This is a genomic window from Marinilactibacillus sp. XAAS-LB27 (genome assembly GCF_036039175.1).
GTDB lineage: Bacteria > Bacillota > Bacilli > Lactobacillales > Carnobacteriaceae_A > Marinilactibacillus.
The window spans coordinates 1-18,098 of record NZ_JAYXKP010000001.1; the positions used below are offsets into that span (position 1 = coordinate 1).

At 35.1% G+C, this 18,098-nt stretch carries 18 protein-coding genes; 14 read left to right on the forward strand and 4 right to left on the reverse strand.

All coding sequences use genetic code 11. The features are described from left to right. Positions 1–27: 27 nt before the first annotated feature. Positions 28–150, reverse strand: a complete 123-nt coding sequence (locus VXN63_RS00005) for a hypothetical protein (protein WP_327755923.1) — start codon at positions 148–150, stop codon at positions 28–30. A 252-nt stretch (positions 151–402) separates the two neighbouring features. On the opposite strand from VXN63_RS00005, the gene VXN63_RS00010 reads away from it, so the two are divergent. Then, a complete protein-coding gene (locus VXN63_RS00010) occupies positions 403–1,218 on the forward strand; it encodes a CAP domain-containing protein (protein WP_327755924.1) in 816 nt (271 codons plus the stop codon). Positions 1,219–1,363: 145 nt separating this feature from the next. On the opposite strand, the gene VXN63_RS00015 is transcribed toward VXN63_RS00010, so the two are convergent. Beyond that, entirely contained in the window at positions 1,364–2,113 is a 750-nt protein-coding gene (locus VXN63_RS00015; protein ID WP_327755925.1) for a MurR/RpiR family transcriptional regulator, read from the reverse strand. 172 nt (positions 2,114–2,285) lie between these two features. Between VXN63_RS00015 and VXN63_RS00020 the strand changes: the two genes are divergently transcribed. From VXN63_RS00020 to VXN63_RS00045, 6 genes are all read left to right on the forward strand, one after another. Beyond that, positions 2,286–3,602: a 6-phospho-beta-glucosidase gene (locus VXN63_RS00020; RefSeq protein WP_327756608.1), complete on the forward strand. Its 1,317-nt coding sequence runs from the start codon at positions 2,286–2,288 to the stop codon at positions 3,600–3,602. A 19-nt stretch (positions 3,603–3,621) separates the two neighbouring features. Next, entirely contained in the window at positions 3,622–4,341 is a 720-nt protein-coding gene (locus tag VXN63_RS00025; protein ID WP_327755926.1) for a glucosamine-6-phosphate deaminase, read from the forward strand. Between the two features lie 23 nt (positions 4,342–4,364). After that, entirely contained in the window at positions 4,365–5,609 is a 1,245-nt protein-coding gene (locus VXN63_RS00030) for a PTS sugar transporter subunit IIC (RefSeq protein ID WP_327755927.1), read from the forward strand. A 613-nt stretch (positions 5,610–6,222) separates the two neighbouring features. Continuing rightward, positions 6,223–7,629 carry a PTS transporter subunit EIIC gene (locus VXN63_RS00035; RefSeq protein ID WP_327755928.1) on the forward strand — a complete coding sequence of 469 codons (1,407 nt, stop codon included), beginning with the start codon at positions 6,223–6,225 and terminating at the stop codon, positions 7,627–7,629. Between the two features lies 1 nt (position 7,630). Continuing rightward, positions 7,631–8,653, forward strand: a complete 1,023-nt coding sequence (locus VXN63_RS00040) for an ADP-ribosylglycohydrolase family protein (RefSeq protein WP_327755929.1) — start codon at positions 7,631–7,633, stop codon at positions 8,651–8,653. A gap of 19 nt (positions 8,654–8,672) precedes the next feature. After that, positions 8,673–9,392 carry a GntR family transcriptional regulator gene (locus VXN63_RS00045; protein WP_327755930.1) on the forward strand — a complete coding sequence of 240 codons (720 nt, stop codon included), beginning with the start codon at positions 8,673–8,675 and terminating at the stop codon, positions 9,390–9,392. A 388-nt stretch (positions 9,393–9,780) separates the two neighbouring features. Here VXN63_RS00045 and VXN63_RS00050 read toward each other — a convergent pair whose 3' ends face one another. Continuing rightward, entirely contained in the window at positions 9,781–10,116 is a 336-nt protein-coding gene (locus tag VXN63_RS00050; RefSeq protein WP_327755931.1) for a hypothetical protein, read from the reverse strand. A 531-nt stretch (positions 10,117–10,647) separates the two neighbouring features. On the opposite strand from VXN63_RS00050, the gene VXN63_RS00055 reads away from it, so the two are divergent. The 5 genes from VXN63_RS00055 to VXN63_RS00075 all read left to right on the forward strand — a co-directional run bounded on the left by VXN63_RS00055 (position 10,648) and on the right by VXN63_RS00075 (position 15,401). Next, on the forward strand, positions 10,648–11,328 hold the full coding sequence (locus tag VXN63_RS00055) for a hypothetical protein (RefSeq protein ID WP_327755932.1): 681 nt from the start codon (positions 10,648–10,650) through the stop codon (positions 11,326–11,328). A 248-nt stretch (positions 11,329–11,576) separates the two neighbouring features. Then, on the forward strand, positions 11,577–13,187 hold the full coding sequence (locus tag VXN63_RS00060) for a DUF7309 domain-containing protein (RefSeq protein ID WP_327755933.1): 1,611 nt from the start codon (positions 11,577–11,579) through the stop codon (positions 13,185–13,187). Between the two features lie 118 nt (positions 13,188–13,305). Continuing rightward, positions 13,306–14,073, forward strand: coding sequence for a tyrosine-protein phosphatase (locus VXN63_RS00065; protein ID WP_327755934.1), 768 nt, complete (start codon positions 13,306–13,308; stop codon positions 14,071–14,073). Between the two features lie 99 nt (positions 14,074–14,172). Further along, entirely contained in the window at positions 14,173–15,105 is a 933-nt protein-coding gene (locus VXN63_RS00070) for a glycoside hydrolase family 43 protein (RefSeq protein WP_327755935.1), read from the forward strand. A 95-nt stretch (positions 15,106–15,200) separates the two neighbouring features. Beyond that, entirely contained in the window at positions 15,201–15,401 is a 201-nt protein-coding gene (locus VXN63_RS00075) for a hypothetical protein (RefSeq protein WP_327755936.1), read from the forward strand. 76 nt (positions 15,402–15,477) lie between these two features. On the opposite strand, the gene VXN63_RS00080 is transcribed toward VXN63_RS00075, so the two are convergent. Then, positions 15,478–15,789, reverse strand: coding sequence for a PTS sugar transporter subunit IIB (locus tag VXN63_RS00080; RefSeq protein ID WP_327755937.1), 312 nt, complete (start codon positions 15,787–15,789; stop codon positions 15,478–15,480). 427 nt (positions 15,790–16,216) lie between these two features. On the opposite strand from VXN63_RS00080, the gene VXN63_RS00085 reads away from it, so the two are divergent. Together VXN63_RS00085 and VXN63_RS00090 are read left to right on the forward strand one after the other, a co-directional pair. Beyond that, complete coding sequence (locus VXN63_RS00085) at positions 16,217–17,707, forward strand: BglG family transcription antiterminator (RefSeq protein WP_327755938.1); 1,491 nt, start codon at positions 16,217–16,219, stop codon at positions 17,705–17,707. Further along, a complete protein-coding gene (locus tag VXN63_RS00090; RefSeq protein ID WP_327755939.1) occupies positions 17,697–18,095 on the forward strand; it encodes a PTS sugar transporter subunit IIA in 399 nt (132 codons plus the stop codon). The genes VXN63_RS00085 and VXN63_RS00090 overlap by 11 nt, the downstream gene beginning before the upstream one ends. The last annotated feature ends 3 nt before the right edge of the window (positions 18,096–18,098 follow it).

Below are 18,098 nucleotides of genomic sequence, written 5' to 3' on the forward strand. Positions count from 1 at the left end.
AATAACGTTGGTGAATTCTCACCAACGTTATTTATTATAGAACCCGTATTTTCTAACTGTACGCCAAACATATCCGGTCTCCGTGACATTTTTATTCAAAGAATAACCTTCTTCATTTCTCCTTTTTTTGATAGGATATATTTGGTCCATTGTGAGCATCCTTTCCCATGCCTCTCTGAAGTTCTTAGTCAAACTCCATTTTAAGTGGATGGTATGGGTTGAAGTAATGGGCTATTTTTTTTTGCCCGAGTTATGGGTTTTTCCTGCAATATTCTAAATATTTATTCTGCCATACACATATTTCTCATTACATACTATTTGTATTACTTTAAATATCTATATTTGTATTAATAACTTGCTACAAAAGCCGATTATAACAAAGTCAAAATATGGAGGGAAAAAATGTTTAAAACAATAATAAAGTACTCGACTTTAATCGCCTTAACAACTGCAGTGGTGATTAGTCTGAATCAAAGTGATACGGTGAATGCAGAAGCTCTTAAAATTACTCAAAATAAATCATTCGAAATGGCTAGTGTAAAAAAAACTGAGAAGCCACAAACGAATAACCGGGTAGAGAAGGTACTAAGTAAAACAGATGCAGAAGCATATAAACTAGCGAAGAATATATCGAAAACAGAAAAAGAACAGTATACTAATCTATCTCAAAAAGAATTACAACAATTAGCAATTGGAATTGATTACAATAAATTAAATAAAGAGTTTGCATCATTAATCAATGCACGTAGAACAAAATTAAAATTAAGTACACTTAAACCAGCGAGCAATTTCGTTAGTGGAACAAAGAAAATCACGAAAACTTTGGCAGATTATGGTTATCTTGGAGTTCATGCCTATAAAAGTCATACATTACCAAACGGCAAACCTACCTACACAGTATTTAGCCAAAATCTGATAAATAAAGGTGTAGGAGAAAATATTGCTTTCAAATACAATGCAAATAACCCTTACGAGATTGTAAGTGAAAAGTTCTTAGCGGAATACTTCTTTAATCAGTGGATGAATTCAGCCAGCCATAAAGCCAACATGGAAGATAAATTGTTTAAAGGTTTTACAATTGCTGCACAACCAGTGGTCAATGGTAAAACTAGATTAGGAACAAGAAATGCCAAAGGTGTTTATACAATCACTGGACCAGCATATCCTCACTATGGAGTCGGTATTATAGCGGTATTGACGCTCGTCGATAACCTTTAACAATTATATTAAGATAGTGTGTTTGAATAAGTTTACTTGCTAAATCGTATTCTGTTTTCAAAAATAATATGTGTAAGATGATACCCTCGAATTGTTCTTTTAATTCGAGGGTATTTTATTAGCTATTGAATACTACAGAAAGTAACTACTCATCAATAATTTGAGATTTTTTAACTTCTTTAGCTAATAACTCTATTGTATACAACGCGGGTAGCTGAGAAGTAATGTCAGCATGATGATTATATTCCTTAGAAATATAATATGGAATATTGATATCAGAGAGTTGAGCTATTGTGGACTTTGAACTATTGGTAATAGAGATAATAGAGCTACTAGTAAAATTCAAGTGATTTAGACAGTTTATGATTTCAGTCGTTTCTCCAGAGACAGACAAAACCACAATACAAATTTTTTCAGATAATCCCTTTGAAAGATAATCAAGCGGTAAATTTACAGGGTCTTCTATTCTTAATGCTATTTTGAAAATAGAAGAAAAGTATAGTGATCCGTATGAGGCAATAAGATTTGAAGATCCTGATCCTAAAAATAAGATTAATTCTTTGTCTTTAAGAAGTTCAACTGCTTCGATAATTTTGTCTCTATAATGAGGTTGCGTGGTCCTATTGATAAAATCAATCATAGCCATTTCATCTATATCATTGATAGGATTCTCTTTTTTTGTTTTTAAGTACATATTCAGTTTAATTCGAAACTCTGAATATCCTTCACATTCGAACTTTCTACAAAAGCGTAACACGCTTGTAGGGCTAGTGTGTGTACTATCAGCCAGTTCTCTGATACGCATATAAACTACTTGCTCAAGATGAGCAGATACGAATCTGTATATTTCTCTATCAAGAGAAGTTAATTCGGGCGTGTAATTTAAAAATAACATTGAGTACATTCCTCTCTATTTAGCTTGAATATGATGGAACAACTTGTTCCTCAATTGTAACTGCTTCCAAGATTAGATTCAAGCTCCTAAATAGCTCCAATCCAGTTCGTAAACTAATTTCTATACTATAATACAGGTAGTAAATGAAAACGATTTAATTTTAGGAGGAAGCATAATGAGAGGGCTAAAAATCGTTACAATTGGTGGAGGTTCTAGTTATACACCAGAATTGATTGAAGGATTCATTAATCGTTATCAAGAACTACCCGTTGAAGAAATCTGGCTCGTAGATATTGAAGAAGGACGTGAAAAGCTAGAAATTATCGGAGAGCTTTCAAAAAGGATGATTAATAAAGCAGGTGTCCCGATTAATATTCATTTGTCTTTTAATAGAGAAGAAGCTTTGAAAGATGCTGACTTTGTGACGACTCAGTTTAGAGTGGGTCAATTAGAAGCAAGAGAAAAAGATGAGAGTATTCCTTTGAAATACCATACAATTGGACAAGAAACAAACGGTCCTGGAGGATTATTAAAAGGGTTAAGAACTATTCCGGTGATTTTAGAAATCTGTTCTGAGATGGAAAGACTTTGTCCTAACGCATGGCTGATCAACTTTACTAATCCAGCAGGAATGGTTACAGAAGCTGTATTTAGATATAGCAATATACGACAGGTAGTGGGCTTGTGTAATGGACCAATAGGCATTGAAAGAGGGATAGCTGATTTATTAGAGAAACCTCGAGAAGAGATTTATGTTGAATTTGCGGGATTAAACCATATGGTATTTGCTAAAAATGTTTATCTACGCGGTCTAAATAAAACTAAAGAAGTAATGGAAAAATTTGTTGAACAAGAGTCTTTAGTAGGGCTAAAAAATATAGAAGAAATTGCATGGGAACCTGGGTTTATTAAAAAACTTGGTATGATTCCGATTGGTTATCTAAGATATTATTATCAGACTTCTAAGATGCTAGAAAAACAACAATCTGCTTATAAGCAAGAAGGTGTTAGAGCGAAAGTAGTAAAAGATGTGGAAGCAGAACTATTTGATTTGTACCGTGATACCGAACTTAATGAAAAACCTAAAGCATTAGAAAAAAGAGGTGGAGCTTACTACAGTGAAGCAGCTTGTAATTTAATTAGTTCTTTTTATAACGATAAGAGAGATATTCAGACGGTTAATACAAAGAACAATGGTTCAGTCCTAGATATTGATGTGGATTCAGTTGTAGAAGTGAATTGTGTTATAACAAAGCATGGTCCAATTCCTTTAACTACTGGCGCTCTACCTGTTCCAATAAAGGGTCTAGTACAGCAAATCAAATCTTTTGAAAAAACAGCTATAGAGGCAGCAGTGACTGGGGATTATGAAACGGCGCTGCTTGCAATGGTCATTAACCCTTTAGTTTCTAGCGATAGTGATGCAAAAAAAATGTTGGATGAACTTATTGAGGCGCACAAAGAGTATTTACCACAATTTAAAAATTAGATTTTAAAGGAGAATGTATATGAATCCATTTGAGTATATAATCGTTCCAAATTATAAAGAAATGAGTAGTATAGCTAGTGAAAAGATTATCTCTACAATGAAATTATATCCTAATGCTCTCTATTGTTTTGCAGGAGGGGATACGCCCGTTGGTACTTTAGAGTTACTCGTTTCAGCGCATAATGAAAAAAGAATTGACTTAAAAAAAGCTTATTACATTGGACTAGACGAATGGGTTGGTCTTGATGAGTCTGATGAGGGTAGTTGTATAGATTATATGAAAAGAAACTTGTTTGAACCTGCTAACATTCCCGAAGACCATATTCATTTTTTTAATGCAAAGGATAGTAATCTTGATGAAGAATGTAAACTGGCTGATGCATTCATTCACTCACATGGTGGGATAACACTTTCTTTACTAGGAGTGGGAGTAAATGGTCACTTAGGATTCAACGAACCTGGTTCTAATCTTGAGAGTTTGGTACATATCGTAGAGCTGAGCGACATAACTAAAGAGGTTGCTGTAAAATACTTTTCTAAAGAAGCGAATGTTAGTCAGGGACTCACAGTAGGACTTAAGCAACTATTAAATTCAAAATATCTTATTTTAGAGGCAAATGGAAAAACAAAAAAAGCTGCAATTCAAAAATTGATGGAAGACAAGGTTACGCTAAATTGGCCTGTAACAACTTTAAGACTCCACAAGAATTGTACAGTAATTGTAAATGATGTTGGTTAAAATATTTTGATAATAGTGAGGAGATGAATAACATGTTAGATTTATTTGAGAATAAAATTGTTCCGATATTATTTAAAGTTGGTCAGAATAAGCGTTTAATTGCCATTAGAAATGGACTATCCATAACGATACCTTTTACAATTATAGGTAGTTTTTTCTTAATTATAGGCAATTTGCCTATTCAAGCTTGGATGAACTTCATTTCGCCGTACTCTGAGATTATCAATGCACCAGTAAATGAAACCTTTGGAATGCTAGGCTTAATATCTGCTATTGGTATTGGTTATTTCTTGGGTAAAGAATTAAATGTAGAGCCAATTTCCAATGCTATTATCACTTTAGTGGCCTTTTTATTAGCGACATTATCTGTTGAAAACACTTTGGATATTGAAGCTATGGGTGCTGTTGGAATGTTTACAGCAATTATGGTGGCTTTGTTTACCGTGGAAATCTATAGATTCTTCATTAGGCACCGTATTACTATTAGAATGCCTGAGGGGGTTCCGCCAGCAGTCGCACAATCTTTTGTAAGTCTAATTCCAGCATTCGTTGTCATAGTAGCTATATGGATTGTAAGAGTGATTATTGGAATTGATTTGAACGAAATTATCCAGATTATTTTCCAACCATTAGTATTTGGATTGGACAGTCTCCCTGGTCTAGTAATTTATTCTTTGTTGGTTTGTTTACTCTGGACAGCAGGGATTCACGGGGATCATGCACTCGCTGGAATTGCTACTCCTATTTTCTTGAGTAATTTGGCAGCCAATACTGTCGCATTTCAGGCGGGTACACCATTGCCACATGTCGTGGTGGATGGATTCTGGATTGTATTCATGTGCTTAGGTGGTACAGGATCAACGATAGGTTTAGTTTTAAATATGTTAAGATCAAAAACTAAGGGTTACAAATCTTTAGGTAAATTGTCTTTACCTTCTGCGCTGTTCGCTATAAATGAACCGGTCATTTTTGGTTTCCCAATAGTACTCAATCCTATTATAATGATCCCATTTATCGTAACACCTATTATATTGGGATCTGCTGCATATATTCTCACCAATTTAGGGATAATAGGAAACATAGTTTTTCTCGTACCTTGGACTACCCCCCCTATTATAGGAGCATATCTAGCTACAAACGGAAATATACCTGCAGCCATATTCTCAGCTCTTTCTGTTATAGCATCTTATTATATATATCTTCCATTTTTTAAAGTTGCGGAAAAGAAACAGTTAATGCTAGAGCAAAACGAATCTGAATCAAAGTGAGACAGCTAAATTATTTTGAATCTAAAGATAACGAGGCGGTATTTACACATTCTATTCTTGAAAATTTTCAGAGACTGATATAAGTTTAAGGGCAACAACTGGGAAGTATAATTGATAACCTATTGAAGGAGTAGTATTTAATGAAAAATGATTCTGCAAGAGTTAGGCTAAAACAAAAGTAGAACAAATTGTTTATACCTGAACCTAATCAGATTTCTGACCAGTTGGGAATTGACGATTAACGTGTATTTGAGATGGAAGTTATCAATCAAAAATCTGTAATTAAGACTATATCAGAAGACGAAATGTCATTAGAAGAAATGGTCAATTGAATAAATGTTGAAAACAAGCCTTAAGCAGTCTGGTTTAGTTAAGATGGGAGTCCTGATGTAGATTGATCTATCTACGTTGGGTCTCTATTTTTAATTTTGAATACATATTTTCTTTGGAATTGTTTACAAACCTTTACATATAAGAATTTAAAATATTCTTGACTTATTTATGGTAACGCTTTATTATTAATATAACGTAGTAACGTAGTAACGTTATAACGTTACTACGTTATAGTCATTGTTCGCGACGGTGACATTAACAGATCAAGGAGGAGTGCATTTTGGAATCTTTAGGATTAAAGATTGTTAAATTGCTTGGCGGAGAAGAAAATATAGTATCTATAACGCACTGTGCAACAAGACTAAGACCGGAATTAAAAGACCATAGCCTAGTTGATTCAAAAAAGCTAGATGATTTATCTGGTGTTATGGGTGTAGTAAGTACAGATTCAAGTGTTCAAATTATTATTGGTACCAATGTAGGGGAAATTTACGAGGATATTTTAAACAATACAGACTTGAACAGAGAGAAAGCAGTAGATAAAGTTCACCGAGAAGATGTTAAAGAGGATAAAAATAATACGAGTAAACTTCGAAACTATTTCAATCGATTTATTGAAGTTGTAGTTAGTATTTTTTCTCCATTATTACCTTTATTTGCTGGTTCAGGATTGCTTAGAGGGTTTACAATTCTTGCTACCCAAATTGGTATATTAGACCCAGATAGTTCTACTAACTTAATCCTAACTCTAGCAGGAACAGCAGTTTTTTATTTTCTTCCTATATTAGTAGCCATTACTACTGCTAAAAAGTTTAAAACGAGTCCTTATTTGGCTGTTGCTATAATGGGTGCTTTGATCATGCCTGACTTCTTGTCATTAGTAGGTGAGTCTGGAACGAGCTCTATAACCTTTTTAGGGTTGCAAGCACCGCTATTTGATTATACAGGCCAAGTTATTCCTGCGATTGCAACAATCTGGATTCAATCTAAAATGGAACATTTCATGAAAGCTAAATTGCCTTCTAGCTTACACATGGTCATTATTCCTACGGTGTTATTATTGCTACTGGTTCCTTTAGTTGCAGTTGTTATCGGTCCAGTAGGAAACTACATCAGTATATGGGCAGCAAATGGTGTAAATTATATTCTTTCACTGAATAGTGTTATTTCTGGTGCTATTATAGGTGGCATATGGAATATTTTAATTCTATTAGGCGTTCATTGGGCACCGAACACAACTGTTGTTATACCAAATATAGCTTTGACTGGGGAATCTAGTATCATTGCATATGCTGCGAACGCCAATTTCGGTATGGCAGGTGCTGCTTTAGCAGTATTTATTAGAAGTAAAAACAAGAGTCTAAGAAACTTTTCAATAACATCTATAACTACTGTCTTCCTATCTGGTATTGTTGAACCCGCAATATATGGACTCGGAGTTAAATTGAAGACACCGTTAATTGCAGGGTGTGCTGGTGCAGCAATAGGAGGAGCTTTTATTGGACTGTTTAATGTTGTTGGTTACGCTTTCGTATTCGGTGGAATCACAACTATTCCTGCTTTTGCTGGGCCAACGTTATGGGCTTATGTCACTGGGTTAATTATTTCCTTTGTAACAGCACTAATCATTACATTATTAATTGGTTTTAAAGATCCAATAGAAGAACAATTAGAAGGAGAAGATTAGGATGGAAAAACGTATTTTAGGAAGTTTGGCCTATGCTGCCATGGGAGATGCCATGGCAGCAGTAACAGAAAATTTAACATTTGAGCAAATAAGAAAGAGATATGATGGTGGAGTAACGACTTTTGAAAAGCCAAGTGATACAGCCTTCGCTTTAGGAAACGAACCAGGGCAAGTAACGGATGATTTTTCGCAAATTTATCTCATTTTAAAAGAAGTACTAGCCTCAGATAAAAAAAGTATTTCAACCGACAATATCAAGCAGGCAATTATAAAGTGGTCGGATATGCCAGTCTACTTTAATCGTTTTGCTGGTCCGACAACAAGAAGCGCAATTGCGATGTATAAAGGTGAATCAAAAGAGATGAAACCACTAGAAGGTGCGGTGACAGTTGATTATGCTTCAAAAGCCACAAATGGCGCAGCAATGAAAATAGCACCCGCAGGTTTATTAAACCCTGGGGACAAGGATAAAGCTATCCGTGATGCAATTGTTATTACTCGTGTGACACACGACAACCATTTAGCGATATCAGGAGCATCGGCTGTTGCTGCAGCGGTTAGCGAGTCACTTAAAGAGAATGTTGACTTTAGTGCAATTTTAGATGCTGGAGTGTATGGAGCACTAGAAGGCGAACGTTTAGGGAAAGAACTTTCTAGAACAGTTGCAGGTCCTAGTGTAGTCGAAAGAATTAAGCTAGCATTTGATATTGCTGATGGAAAAGGAACAAAAGAAGAAAAACTACTCAAATTCTACCAATTGATTGGTACAGGACTCCATGTTGCCGAAGCCGTTCCTTGTGCCTTTGGGATCATCAAATTGAATATGAATAATCCTAAACAGGCAGTATTGGATGCAGTTAATATAGGATATGATACGGATACTATCGCAACTATTGTCGGATCGATAGTTGGTTCCATGGCGGAGAAAAATTCTGATTTTTATGATATGATTAAATTTATAGAAGAAGCTAATCAGTTCGAAATAACTAGATTGGCAAAAGAAATATCTATTCAAAAAGATTAATCATAGAAAGAGGATTTGTATGCGCGATTTTTCAGATACTCAAGAACCTTTGTACAAACAAGTATATAAAGAAATATTGCAACAAATAACAAATAAGGAATATAAAGAAGGAGATATTCTTCCCTCCGAAAAAGAATTTCAAGATTTATATAGCGTAAGTCGAGTAACCATTAGAAGAGCAATGGAAATTCTTCAAAATAATGGATACGTAAAAAAGAGTTCAGGAATTGGAACAGTCGTGATAAACAACAAGCACGCGCTTCAATTAAAAAAAATCTCTAGTTTCAGTGAGGATAATTTAAATAGAAGTACGCTATCAAAGTTGGTATCATTTGAAATCATTGATGCGCCGACGAATGTTCAGTCGAAATTATTTTTGAACAAAGGTACTAGCGTTTATAAAATCGAACGTTTAAGGTATACAAATGGAGAAAAGGTAGGCTTTCAAAGATCTTATATTCCCACTAGTGAAGTAAAGATAGACCAAGAAGATTTATCTGCTTCTGATGCTTCACTCTATAAAATCTTTAAAGAAAATGACATTAAGCTGACTACTGCCAATGAAACGATTGAAGCGATGTTAGTTACGCCATTTCTTGAAGCACACTTAAGTCTTGAACCTGCTTCGCCCTTATTGTATATAGAAAGAATAGCTTTTGACGAAAAAAAGGGGATTGAATTAGCTGAAATTTATTATCGTGCTGATAGATATAAGTATCAAATACAGCTCGAAGGGTAAGCTATTTCGATGGCTAAAGGCTTATTTATAGGACTACTTCTTTCTTTAAGTAGATTTTATAATATCAGTTTAAAGGCGAGGCTGGATAGCAAACATTCAAAAAAGTTAAATTGAAAGAGTGCTTGACTATAAATTTTATTGTCGTTTACTAAAATATATTAATCATCTAAAAAAGTGTTGGGAAGAATGGATTGTACATTCTTTCCAACACTTTTTTAGAATTTAGCATATCAAAATACAGTTATTTGTTTTGGTAAAGAAACTACGTGTATAAAAATATTGAGATAAAGGATTATCTTTTAAGACCAATTTTAAATTATTACTGTTTTACTTAATAACGGGATAAAAAATACAAGCGATTTAAAATTAGTTCTAATTGTCAATCCATCTAACCATTCTGCTTCTTATAAATCCCGTAAAGTTGCGTTAAAACCATCGGATCTTTGATAGTCGTATCTAAAAAGTAGAGAATAGCATCAACGACTTTGGTATCGTTATTACTTTCAATTATGTCTTTTAAGGCACTATTATAGTCATATAGATTGTCCAACATTCGGTGGTAATCATCAACGAAAATTCTAAACTGTTCATAATCTTTCAAAGCTTCTTTGGTCATCTCGTTTTTCTTATGAAGACTCATAACGTAAGTTTCTTTGGTTACATTGAGCTGCTTAACAAGAGATTCGATGTCGCGCTTTTCTTCATCACTAAATTGTAAATGCATGATTCATTCCTCCAAACTAATGATCCATTTTTTCAACGTTTATATACTACAATTTCATTGCTCAATAGTAAACAATATAATTGTTATCTTATTTAAAAAATTGAAAAACTAATGATTCACTAATTAAACCTGCACAAACATTAAAAGCTTATATCATGATACTTTAATGAAAGAGTAATAGAATTTTCTTTAAAGATTAGATGAATTAAACTGTACAACCAAATAGTTGATTTTTTCTATTTATAAAAAAATTATAACATTAAAAGAGCACATTCTATTATTTTCTACATAATTAAAGGATTATTTTTTTAAACTCTAACTACTCAGGTTTATAGTGTAAATGAAATAAGAGGAACGGTCTCTTAAACAACTAAATTTATTCTCTTTAAAAAGCATTTGATTATTCTTATAGCATTTAAATCGAAATTTTTGCATTGAGAGTTCAAAATGTTAAAATAAGCTTACTAATTTCATTTGGGAGGGATAGGTATCAAAGTTAAAAAGAGTAGCAATACATACAAAACAAAGCTCATGGGGCTCGTATTAGCAAGTGGATTGATGTTGGCGGCTTGTAGTATAGACGATGGAGCTGTTGAAGAAGATGCAACTAATGCTGAGTCAACAGAATCGGTAGTGGATGCAGAAGAAGAATCTGAAGAGTCGTCAGGTGCTCAAGGTGCAATGTCAGATACCTTAAGTGGTGTGAAAAATCTTGAAGATGGTCAACATGTTGTCGGAGAAGATATACCTGCTGGGAGATACGTGATTACTGGGCAAGAGCCAGGGAATCTAATGATTGAAAATAACGAGAATAGAAATACGAGTATTATGGAAACATTAAATGATGAAGATGCCGATATGGGTGTTCCAAGTGTAACAGTCGATTTGACAGAAGGCGATGAGATGGAATTAATGGGAATGGAGTTAACAACTTTCACACCAGTCAAAGAACGAACAAGGTCTGATGTATTAACGACAGGGACGTGGGACGTTGGAACAGATATTGAACCCGGTAGCTATGAAGTAACCACCACTGGATCTAAGAGTGGTAAGATTATGATATACGAAGGGATTGGGGAGTTACCTTTAGTAGATCAACCAATAGATCCTCAAGGTGAACTGGGTCCAGAATCAGTGACTGTGGAACTAGAAGAAGGTCAGCAAGTCATTGTGAGTGTAAGTCCGGAGCTGTCTTTTGAAGCGAATGAATAAGATGTTTTAACTTAGTGGAGAATCATCCAATTGAGGATGGTTCTCTATTTTACGTACATCAGTATTTCAGTCAATTAAATATTGATAACAGAGATTGAATTAGCTTTGTAACGAGCTTTAGACTAGTGTAAACTGTACTATAGAAAGATATCAAAGAAAATCGATAAATCGTTCGGTATGTAAAGAATTGAATCGCAGTTTAATATGAATGCGAACATACCGATTTAATTGGAAAAGGATGGCAGTACATGAGATTTCACGGAACAAACAAATTATTAGCAACACTCAAAAAGAGTACAAAATTAAGCGGCAAGGATGCCTTTTCTATTGAACCTGTTGAAACAGATACAAAAGATCTGGACGAACTTTTTGACTGGCATGCTTCAATGATTGAAGTAGACGAAGACTATATTGTAACCTTCGTCAATGATCTTACGCAATTGCCGGTAATCATTGGACCATTGTCTTTAGAAGACGTTTCGGATAGTTTTGAACTGTTTAAAAAACAACTACAAACGATGATGCAAAAACAACATTTCGGAGATTCAGAGATTCAAACGTATTTAGAAAGTGTCGACAACCCTACAGTAACAAAATCCATTAGTCGTGCGAAGCTTGGACCATTAAGTGCCGTTACGAGTGATACCAACGCGCGTATCAAAGAGCTGGGTTCGAATACTATTGATACGTCTTTATTATCTGAAGAACTAAGTGAAGTACCACGAATCAAAGATGGTGAAGTTTCAATGCCAATAGAAAACTGGTTTGATGCATGGGTAGAACGCTCTGATGATCAAACTTTTAGTGATTTCAGTGAGAAGTTCGATGAGCAATGGATTCCGGCACTGAACGATCCTTCACAGGAACACTGGAGTAAGCTTTATGATCAAATTGATCAAGTTTCTGCAATGAAACCATGGGAAAACTTTTCCGATAACGAATGGATTGCAGTGCAGCATCCAGAAACAAAAGAATGGACTTACTGCACAATTATGGGAAATGATGGTAGCTTTAAAGGTATCGGCTTATTTACCGGTCGAGACGGATTAAATAGCTTGTATACGATTTATGATCAAGAGAACAATCTTCCAGATTATCTATCGCATACAAAACAAGATGGGATCATTATCTCATATTTGGATCAGGAAGAAGATTTAGATCAAGATAATGCAGACCGACTAGCGAAAATGGATCGACTGCAATCAAACGGTTCACTAAAGCCTGAGGTTATGAAACATACCCCGGGATTTATACCTTGGGCAATTCTTTCAGATGAAGAAGTAGAGTGGTCAACTCAAGTCATTGAGCAGATGTTAATCGTACTCAAAGAGTCTGAGGGACAGACACTACCAGGTGTTATGGGTGGCCACATAATGGGCCGTTGTCTAGTTGAGAACCAGTGGATTACCGAAGAACACGTTTTACCGGAGCAGAACCAAATCGCTGAAACCAAAGAAAAAGAACGCTTTAAAAATGATATCGCCGTTCACCAAATCAAACGAGCGCCAAAAGCTAAAAATACGGTCGTGCTTGATGTTGCTTACACAAAATCAGTGATTCAAGAACATCCTCATGAAAGACCTTTTTATCCGATGTTAGTTCTTGGGATTGAAAGAGGTAATGGGATGGTCTTGGACGTCAAACCTTTTTCTAATGCAAGTGAAATGAAGCAGATCGTACAGAAATGTTTAATGGATATCTGTTCTAAAGGGAAACCAAAAGAAGTTCTCGTTAGAAAAAACAGTATTGAGTGGATTATTGAAGATTTTTGTGAGAAAACCAATATCAAATTGAAAACTGTCGATCGGTTAGAAGAAGTTGAAGCCGTTATGAAAGAGATTCACGACGAACAAATTTAAAGGCAATTGGATTAAATCTAGGGATTAATCTTTTCTTAATGAGACTAGTGTATAGTAAGCTATACTTAAATAAGTATCGTTTACTTAATGGTAAGCTAACTTTAGAAGGAGTGATCAGATGATTGATTTACACAGCCACATTTTACCAGGAGTAGATGATGGAGCTAAAAACTTAGAAGAATCTCTGGATATGGCCCGTTTAGCTGTTGAAGAGGGAATCACTCACTTACTAGCAACGCCACATCATATGAACCGCGACTGGATGAATGAAAAAAGCAAAGTTTTGACGATGGTGAAAGAATTACAAGAAGAAATTGACCGTGAAGGGATTCCGTTAACGTTGTTTCCTGGTCAAGAAATTCGTATCTATGGGGATATTTTAGAAGATATCAAAAAGGATCAGCTATTATTCACCGATGAACTGCAGCAATATATGCTGATCGAATTTCCAACTTCTTCTATTCCAACCTACACAGAGCGTTTGTTTTATGATTTGCAGTCAAATGGGAAAACACCAGTCATCGTTCACCCAGAGCGTAACCGTATGATTTTAGAAGACCCAGATAAATTGAAAGAATTGGTTGAACACGGAGCATTAGCACAATTAACAGCTGCTAGTTATACTGGTGGATTTGGAAAAGAAATCAAGAAGCTGAGTAAGCAATTGATTGACGCCAATCTTGTTCATTTTATTGCTTCTGACGCGCATAACACAGGTAACAGAGCTTTCCATATGAAAGAAGCACATGACCTAATCATCAAAGATTATGGTCGCCGCAAATGGCACGAGTTCCACCAGACAACAAAAGATCTGATTAATGGAGATGTCATTATCCCAGCAACACCTACGAGTGTAGCAAAGAAGAAATTTTTCGGATTATTCTAGTAATACATTTTTCTTATGAACGCATGAGTATACTTATAGAGTATGCTTGTGTGTTCTTTTATTTACTTGAGAAGTGTTTTTGAAAGGGGTATCATGTATTTGAAATCTCAAAAAGAAAAGGGGAGTAATATGGACTGTTACTTATTTGTTCACTTTGTCGGGGAACAAAACAATCAAGAGCAAGTGTTCTTTAGTGTGAGTGAAGACGGCTTACACTGGAAAGATTTAAATGGAGGCCAAGCTGTTTTAGAGTCAAATATTGGCGAAAAAGGGGTGCGAGATCCTTTTATCATTAAAGATGACAATCAGGAAAAGTATTATTTGATTGCGACGGATTTGAAAATGGAATCTAAAAAAGACTGGAAAAAAGCTCAATATGAAGGTAGTAAAGAGATCATTGTTTGGGAAAGTGAAGACTTAGTGAACTGGTCCGAAGAAAGAGCGGTTAAAGTAGGAACAGACTCAGTAGGATGTGTTTGGGCACCAGAAGCCATTTATGATTCTGAGAGAGAAGCATTTCTTTTGTTTTTTGCTTCAATGGTAAAAGAAGCGGCTGACCCAGCTCCTAAACAAAAAATCTATGCTACGTATACAAAAGATTTCACAACTGTGGAAACAACAGTGAAATACATAGAAAGAGAAAATCATATTATTGATACCAATATCATTGAACATAACGGTATCTACTATCGCTTCTCAAAAGATGAAACAACGAAAACGATTATGATGGAGCGTGGCTTATCGCTAGATAAAGAATCTTTTCAAAAATTAGACACACCAGTATTGGATCAATTATATGGACTAGAAGGACCTGAGTGTTACCAGTTACCGAGTGGGGAATGGTGCTTGATTGCAGATCAGTTCAGCAAAGGCCTTGGATATTTACCTATTATTATCCCAGATTTAGAACGTCCTGAAATGATAGTGCTGAACCCTAGTGAGTATGATATGGGAGAAACTCGAAAAAGGCATGGCGGTGTTATTAGAATATCTGACGAAGAATATAAAAGATTGGTAAAAAATTTTGCTTAGAATTTATTGTATGATTTGAACCTCTTTGAAGTAGGTAGAAAGAAACTGACGTTAGATTTTATTTTTAATATGATCACTAAAAGGAGGCCTAGTAAATGAAGAAAATTAAGATTGAAACGAGTAACAAAACAGTTAAAAGTAGTATCAGCAAACTGAAAATATCTGTACTTGCGAAAAGAATTAATCCGAAAATTTCTACTGATTCTAGGCGCAAACGACCTAGAAACCTCATGGAAAAAGAAATGCTTTTACGTTGGGAAAAAGAGCGTAATTGTGTGAAAATAGGTAAAATATAATTAAACTTAAATTTAAAAGGATTCAATCATCCATATCGGGTGATTGAATCCTTTTTTATTTTTTTAATTAAAACGCTTATTTCACTAACCCTAATGCTGTATCCAGTATAGCTTCTCCATCCATATGTTCAAAGTCACGCATATCAATGATTTCTACAGGAATATTTTTGCTTGCAACTTTTTCTTGTAATTGGTCTTTTAAGAATTTAACTTGAGGTCCGAGTAATAGTACATCGATCTCTTTAGTGGACAGGTAACCATCTGCTTCGTTAGGTGATACTGCAAAAATATCAGCTTCTACTCCTTTTTCTTCTGCGGCTTTCTGCATATTCGATACTAACATACTTGTGCTGACACCAGCTGTACAAACTAACATAATCGTTTTCATTGGACATCTCTCCCCTTTGAGTTAAATGAGTTAGGTGTATCAAGATAGTTATCATCTATATTGAAAGCGTTTACTATCTATACTTTATTTATACACTATTTTGTAACAGATATCAACGAAAGTCCCTTTTTATTTCGACAACTGATTCTTTTTTTACTAAAGTACAAATTGGAATGGAAATATACGATTGCCTAGAGGTATATAATCAGATACACTCTCTGTCTAATGCAAATAGGGATCTTTCAGTTCCACAAGAAGATTGTGATTAAGTAGATCCTTTATATAGAAGAAACATTTTAAGAGAGAGTTAGGTCGGTTGCATGAAAAGAAAGCCTTCTCATAAAATTGTCCATTGCAGTGGACAATTATGTGTAAAGCGTTTTCTTAGATGTTCGGTACACTATAGATAACAAAGGAGGAGATAACGGTGAGTTCAAAGCAAATACGTGAACAAAAACTGTTGCTATTTCTCTCAGAAAACCCCGGATATAGTACTTCAGAAGAGTTAGCTAGTCAATTAGCGATTTCTAGAAAAACTGTATACCGAATGATTAAAGACATCAATGAGGGGTCATCAGAAGGTGACTTGATTTTATCCGAGAAAGGGAGAGGATACGCGTTAGATTACGAGAAGTATATTCAATCAAATAAAGAAGTTTCTCGAAAAACGAGTGATTTTACCCCAGCAGAACGTCGCGGCCGAATTATGGAAGAATTACTACTTTATTCTCCTAAAGCCCGAAATGTAAGCGAATTATACGCTGACTATTTTATTAGTGAGACAGTGATATTCAATGATGAACAACTGATCGCAGATTCGTTGAAACAATATAACTTGAATCTTGTAAGAAAAAGTAGAACGGTTTCGATAACTGGTGAGGAAGAAGATATCCGCAGAGCCATTACGGACCGAATTCAACGAATGAATATCGTGAATGTAAATGATTTGAAAAACAATAAAGACTTAAACTTCAACCACTACGATGTGCTTTATATTTTAGATCAAATTAAAACGATCGAAAAGAAGTTGGATATCACGATTCATTATCCTTATGACATCAATATCTTTTCTCATTTATATATTTTGATCAGTCGAATCAGAAAAGTTGGTTTAAAGCATATTACTGGTAGAGAATTAGAAACCGAGTTCATTGAAGACAAGATTCAACAAAACGACCAAGCACTCTATCAAGCGGCAGAGTCAACGATTCAAAACCTATCGAATTATTTGACGGTGGAGTTACCAAAATCAGAAATGATTTATCTTTATCAGTATCTGATGTCTTCAAGAATGGGTAGTTCAACAACCATCGCAACTTTTTCAAATACCGTTACAGAACTTACGCAGCTGTACTTGAATGAGATGAGTAAGCGGCTAAATATTACCATTCAAAGTGAATCGATTTTTCTAGATTTGGCGAATCATATCAAGCCGATGTTGAATCGTTTGAGACATGGTATAAGGGTTAAGAATAGTCTGCTAGACCAGATACAGATGACTTACCAGTCTATCTATGACCAGGTCGTTGAAGTTTCAGATGAAGTGAGTGAAACCTTTTCTTTACCGGCTATTAATGAAGATGAGAATGGTTTTTTGACCTTGTACTTTGCGCGCATTATTGAAACAAATCAATTACCCATTCGAACAATTATTATGTGTACGACTGGCGTGGGGACTTCGGAATTATTGAAAGTGAAAATCGACAAGAAATTTCCAGAACTAGAAATCGTTGATGTGATTGCTTACCGAGATTTGAGAGAAATTTCTCGGAACTATCCGGGTACGGAATTGATCGTGACAACGATTCGAATTGAAGAAGACGTACCGATAAAAAGCTTACTGGTCAGCGCCATGTTTACAGAAGATGACAAGAACAGACTTCAGAACAAAATAAAGGAGATCTACAATGGACGCTAACCGATTTATCGTGAAGTTGGACGTACCGATTCATTCACGGGCTGAGTTGTTTCAGTATGTATCAGATACATTAATGGATGCAGAACAACTCGACTTGGCAGGCTTAATGGCCGAGCGTGAAGAAAATGGGAGTGTAGAAATCGCTGAAGAAATTGTTTTACCGCATGTTGAAAGTGGTGTGTTAGATAAAAGCCAAGTTTTTATCGTTCGACCAGAAAAGAAAATCACTTGGGACGAACAGATCAAGCAAGTCAGACTTGTCATTATGATTCTCCTTCGTAAAGAAGAGACGGATGACGTAAAAAGAGAGATCAGTCAGTTCACAAGAAAACTGGCGGATGAAGCATTCTTAGAGTATTTAATGGAAACAGATCAACCAGAAATTTAAAAA